This is a genomic window from Sphaerimonospora thailandensis, from assembly GCF_016863115.1.
Classification (GTDB): domain Bacteria; phylum Actinomycetota; class Actinomycetes; order Streptosporangiales; family Streptosporangiaceae; genus Sphaerimonospora; species Sphaerimonospora cavernae.
The window spans coordinates 1-5,282 of record NZ_BOOG01000100.1; the positions used below are offsets into that span (position 1 = coordinate 1).

Below are 5,282 nucleotides of genomic sequence, written 5' to 3' on the forward strand. Positions count from 1 at the left end.
GTCTGGCGGGCATTTCGCGACGCCACCGGCCTCCGCACATCCCCGGCCTGCCGCCCGGCATATCGACGACTCCCTCGGCGGGCAGCGCCCGCCCACCCGGCCTGCGGCGACGTCCCGGCCGCTCACTCCCGGCACACTGATCCCTCATCGTTCCCAACGTATGCCCAGCGGAGACCCGCCACGCCGCTTTCCTGGACAAGGCCGGCCGCGCCGGCAGGCCGGCGAGGAAACCCGGAGATGAGCTAAGTCAGATCCAGGCCGCCGGGGCAGCCGCCGACCCGCCAAGACTGGGGACGACTGGCCACCCACCTTCGCGCCGCGTTGACCCACCGCATCGACGAACTGTTCACCCTGCTCGACGCGATGACGGTCTAGCAGCCTGACGGTTAGAGGTTCATCTACGAGAACAGTTCGCGAGGCTCAAGGTTGCAGGAGCACCGCCGCAGCGGCTGCACTCACAGGCCGAGCGACATCTGCCCTTCCCACAGTGACGACGGTAGGAAGATCGGGCCTACCACGGCCCGAGCTCCCGATGCATAGGCGAGCCATCTCACGTCATCGGCCTGAAAATTCGGCTCGTAATTCGAATCAATCCAGATCTGCGCAATAGACCCTCCAGCCGCTGTTACGTCCCACCATGACCATTGACGTGTTCCCGATGCGAACTCCCATAGCCAATCCTGCAGGTCCCAGGGCTCTTCACCACAGTGCTCGATGTACCGGCGGCGCCCTTCGAGAACTTCAGGCCATGAGTCCAAAGCCGGCGCCTTCTCTCGGCATGCGGCAGAGAACCAGACGGGGACGTTCGATTCGCTCAACTCCTCGGCGTCGGACTGCCCTTGAGCAGCGAACTCCACGCCTGCGGCCAGCGCTACGCGAATACGGCTGGCATACGCGTTCAGATTCCCGATCACTTCCACCACGAAGGATGACAGCCGGGAAGGCGTTCCCTCCCGGACCGGTCTCCCGTGCAAGCGTTCCATCTCGTCCCGCGACTGGAACCCGTCCACAACTCACCATCCTCAGGGCAGGAACCTCCGGTTCTACCGGTGCCCTGGACGGGCCCCGGATGGATTACGTCGGGTGCAACTCCGAGAATCAGCTTCTCGATGGCATCATGACCGACCCCGAGAGTCGCCAACCAGTCAGCGACCAGATATATCTCCTCGAACTGGTCGTTGCCAAGAAAGTAGTGATCGATGAGGTGGTCAGCGGGCGGACGAGCTGTCGGTACGGCGCGGATGACTGAGTGGCCCTTCACGCATACTCGTCTCTGAATCCACCAGTCCGACGGACCTCGGAATAAGCCGTATCGAGCACTGATTCCGCATGTTCGAGATCGACCCCGGTCGGACGGGCCCTCAGGAGGACCCTGGCGACCCGGAAACGCACAGCCGCACTCTCATCAGCGAGCAAGTCCGCGCATAACTCTGCGGTGCGCTCAGCGCTTTCCTCAACGCGGATCGCGGCTGCAGCCATCGCGGCGGCAAGATCAGCACGCACAGAAGGGTCGTTCTCAGAGGCGAGCCGTATGGAGAATCGTCGTATCACCTCCTCGGCCTCGCCCGCATCGCCCAGCAACTCGATACAGGAGCCGCGAATGTTAACCTCTCCAGCATGCTCGGCGAGCTCTGCGACCAAGCCGATCCCCTTCTGAATCGCCATCCTGCACGCATACTCAGCAGACGCTCCGCGAGGCGCTAGAGGTGGCGCGTATACTCCTCGGACGACCGCGACGCAATCGATGAACTGCACGACGTAATGTCGCCAGTGAAACGATTGGTCGGCGACCAGCGACCACAGGATCTGGATCGCCGGAGCCGTCGCGTCGACGACTTCAAGTCCCCCGTGGCAGAGCCTCTCGTTGAGCTCCCATGCCGACTCTGCGGCTTCGTCCCGCGTCGACGCAGATTGCAGTCTGGCGACTATCTGAGGAATATCTGACGCGCTCCCGATATTGTGACTCAATGAGCCCCAATCGATCCTTTCCTGTGTGAAGTTATCTCGATTCATCTGAACACCGCGACAGGAGCGTCCAGCGGGTCCTCGCCGTCGCTGTCGGGGAAGAGTGCCGCGATCTCGGCGTAGCGGGCGTTGGGGGCGATGACGGGGAGCCGCCCGTCCCCGATCGCCGCCAGCTCCGACTCGGCGAGCCCGCGCAGGTCGGTCTCGGATGTCGGGACGGCACGCGGCCGCGCCTCGCCGTACCGGGCCCTACCACAGTGCTCGATAACGGATTCAGCTCGAAAGCCTCGCGTGCCCCCGAGATGCCAGCACCGCCGAACTCGGAGAGGAACCGGGCGGCTGCGTCACGCATATCGAAGCCGGAAGCTTCGAGCGAAGCACGCCACCCACCGGTGCAGACCCTTCTGCCGGGCTGCCATCCCGCAGCCAGCAGAGCACGCTCCGTTTCCGCCACACTCATTCATTACCCGCTCGCCATTAGATTCAACACCTCTGCTCGATGCCGGCCGATTTCGCGAGACCCACCTCTGAGAACAGGTACGAGTTCGGTCCCGTCTCCCGACTCTCCAATCAGCAGATCAATGTCGCCGATTTGCGCCCTGATCTCTTCGTTGATGAACGTCTCCCCAGCACCTGCAGCCTCATCGAGAAATCCCGCCGAATTCAGCAGGTGATTGGAGCAGTAAGTGATGTTCAACCTGTCATCGGATACCAGATACGCGTACGAATAGAACATGGCGGCGACCGCATCGTACGCATAGGCGAATACCCCCGACGGTTCCTCCTCTTGCTGCAGTTCCGGGAAACCGGCTGCTATCTCTTGGCACCTGCGCCTTTCATCTCGCGGCAAACTCTGAAATTTCCAGAGACTTTCGAGCAGTTCCAAGAACTGGTCTGCGTCCGCCCTTCTAGTTTCATCAAGCGACATGGCCAGGAAGAATGCACCTGAGGCCCGCTCGACACAGCTTGCTGCAAAATATGTGAGCTGAGGACCGTCCGCCTCGTTGAGGAAGCGGGCAAGGCTCTGATCCACTGCTACCACTCAAAGGTCCTGATCATCGTTCCGCTCTCTCGCTGATAAACCTGCCCCGTGATTCGGCCACCCGTCGCGCGAATCAATGGGGCGCAGATCTCGGTGCATACACTACGCGAGGCTGCGCCCGCGACAGGAGTCCAACCCATGCAGTTGATGAACAGCAAAGCATTCTGCTCTGCGTGTTCCCAGGGAGGAGGCAACGCTGATGACCACCGGTCAACCGCTATATCAGTTGCCGGAAGGGATATAGCCCGGCCTGTCGGGGTCTGGATTCACTAAAGTAATGACGTCAGCTCGTACGTCGATCGTCACCCAGTAGTCCCGTCCACAGAAAGGGCACTCCACGTATCCTTCACCGCTGAGGTTTCCCTCTTCGGGGCGCCGCCGCGGAGAGCGATCTCCTGTGACGCCCCATTCTAGGTGATCACCGATTTCATACTCTCGGAACTCGAAGAGACCGAAACGAAATTCGGCACACACTGATCCCAACCTATCGCAGCGCGGACACATCAGCACTGCCTTGAGTAGGTTATATCCGCTCACTACGGCATCGCTCTCCGAACATCAGCATCCGGGATTCTGGCCGTCTGTGTAACGAAGTTGGTTAGTCGCTTCTCCATCGTTACCGCGGTTCTTCCACTAGCGGCACCGAACGCGATCAAGGCGACATCGCCCCGGCGATTCCATTGCCTTCCGTAGAGGGATTCGACCTTTTCGTCAGCGGAGCGTTGCTGAACAACTACCTCGTCGCACCTCCTTCGCTCAACTCACGGATCGAGGCGTGAATGACGTCTCGATGGCCTTCCAGGCCGTCCAACTGAAGTGCCTTCCCCAGGAAATACACCGATCGCCCCCTGAGCCTCTCATCTGAAAGTCCGCACGCGAGAATCAGATCAATGCAGGCGGTTCGAGAGTGAATACTCTTTCCAGCCTCAAGGATCTCGACATACATCGGGAAGCCTAGCCTTATTTCGCTAAGGCATTGCTCCTGACTTGTCGGTCCGTAAACAGTCGGATCTTCCTCATCGACAACGGCCACAGAGATATCCGAGAGCATGCCGAGAATCAGATCCTCGGCATGCTCGGACCGGCGCCACAGGCAGTGGACCAGAGTCGATGCCGCTGCAGCCGAGGCCTCGCAGAGCAATCCCTGCGCAAAGATCACTCTTTCCACACGGCGTGCAGCTTGGACTGCCTCATCTCGGTCGCCGGCTTGAGCAAGTGCGCGAAGGGCGGACTCAAGGGCACCGGCATCGCCTGACACTCCCTGGAGTGATCGCCATTCATGCCGCTTCAGTTCCAGTTCCAAGAGCTCGCCCCTCGGTCACACTTACCATTAGTCATCGAAAACCCTAAGCACGTCTGAATCGAATATTGTACCGGGCTCCTTGAATGGTTTACGCCCGAACTGACCTTCGCACGAGACGCAGATGTTTATGGATTGCCCGGTCCGCGGCCGGACAGCTGAGGTGAACACAATCTTCGAAGGGTCACCTCCGAGCTGGTTGACGACACAGACCTCTGCACAAACTCCCTTAGCTGATGCGCCTGCCGCATACTGCCCAGTTTCAACGTTGTAGCCAGCCGTAACTGTCGCAGGCCGCTTTCGATTCGATAGCTTTGCCATTTCGCCGGCGTACCCGTCTCGAAGGTCCTGGGCCCTCGACATGAGTTCTTCGGGAGTAAGGCCAGCGCCATCCTTTGGACCAGTACCGCAGTTGTGCACGAGGACCGGCGTGGCACTTGCGAGTACATAGTAGGTGTGGGTGTCGGCGATGGTGAGGTTGTGGACGCGCTGGTCGCTCTTGGTCCAGGTCTTGATTGCGGTGACCTGGACGTGGGTGCCGGCGCTGGTGCGCAGCCACATGCCGGGCTGGAGTTGGTCGGCCTTGAGCCAGGCGCGCGCGTTCTCGACCCAGAAGGGGTGGCCGTCGGTGGCGACGAGTTGGCCGGTGGCGGTGCCCTTGTCGCCGTCGGTGTCGACGGTGACGCCGACCAGGTGTTTGTCGCCGTCGCCGGTGATCAGTCCGACCACGGGTTCGGCTGCGGTCTGACCGGTTTCGGGATCGGTGGCGATCACGGTGTCGCCGAGGTCGACCTCTTCGATGGGTTTGGCCGTGCCGTCGGCCATCAGCACCAGCGTGCCGGGGACGAAGCTGTTGCCCGTCTTACAGCCCCTGGATGTGATGCGGGCCCTGGCATCGGCGATTTTCGCCTTGGTCGCGGCCTTGGCTTTGGCTGCTTGGGCTTTGGCGCGTTGGGCCGCTTCGGCGGCGTGGCC

The 5,282-nt window shown here is 61.2% G+C and carries 6 protein-coding genes; all 6 read right to left on the reverse strand.

Annotation, left to right across the window (positions count from 1 at the left end; genetic code table 11):
- Positions 1-455: 455 nt before the first annotated feature.
- On the reverse strand, positions 456-1,010 hold the full coding sequence (locus Mth01_RS28850; protein ID WP_204019124.1) for a hypothetical protein: 555 nt from the start codon (positions 1,008-1,010) through the stop codon (positions 456-458).
- A gap of 247 nt (positions 1,011-1,257) precedes the next feature.
- Positions 1,258-2,013 (reverse strand): hypothetical protein, encoded by a 756-nt coding sequence (locus tag Mth01_RS28855; RefSeq protein ID WP_204019125.1) that lies wholly within the window; start codon positions 2,011-2,013, stop codon positions 1,258-1,260.
- Positions 2,000-2,425, reverse strand: a complete 426-nt coding sequence (locus Mth01_RS30510) for an SUKH-3 domain-containing protein (protein ID WP_407695985.1) — start codon at positions 2,423-2,425, stop codon at positions 2,000-2,002. The genes Mth01_RS28855 and Mth01_RS30510 overlap by 14 nt, the downstream gene beginning before the upstream one ends.
- 3 nt (positions 2,426-2,428) lie before the next feature.
- Complete coding sequence (locus Mth01_RS28865; RefSeq protein ID WP_204019127.1) at positions 2,429-3,007, reverse strand: hypothetical protein; 579 nt, start codon at positions 3,005-3,007, stop codon at positions 2,429-2,431.
- A gap of 733 nt (positions 3,008-3,740) precedes the next feature.
- On the reverse strand, positions 3,741-4,310 hold the full coding sequence (locus Mth01_RS28870) for a hypothetical protein (RefSeq protein WP_204019128.1): 570 nt from the start codon (positions 4,308-4,310) through the stop codon (positions 3,741-3,743).
- A gap of 27 nt (positions 4,311-4,337) precedes the next feature.
- The coding region (locus tag Mth01_RS28875) for a polymorphic toxin-type HINT domain-containing protein (RefSeq protein ID WP_239090086.1) at positions 4,338-5,282 on the reverse strand (945 nt) is incomplete at its 5' end.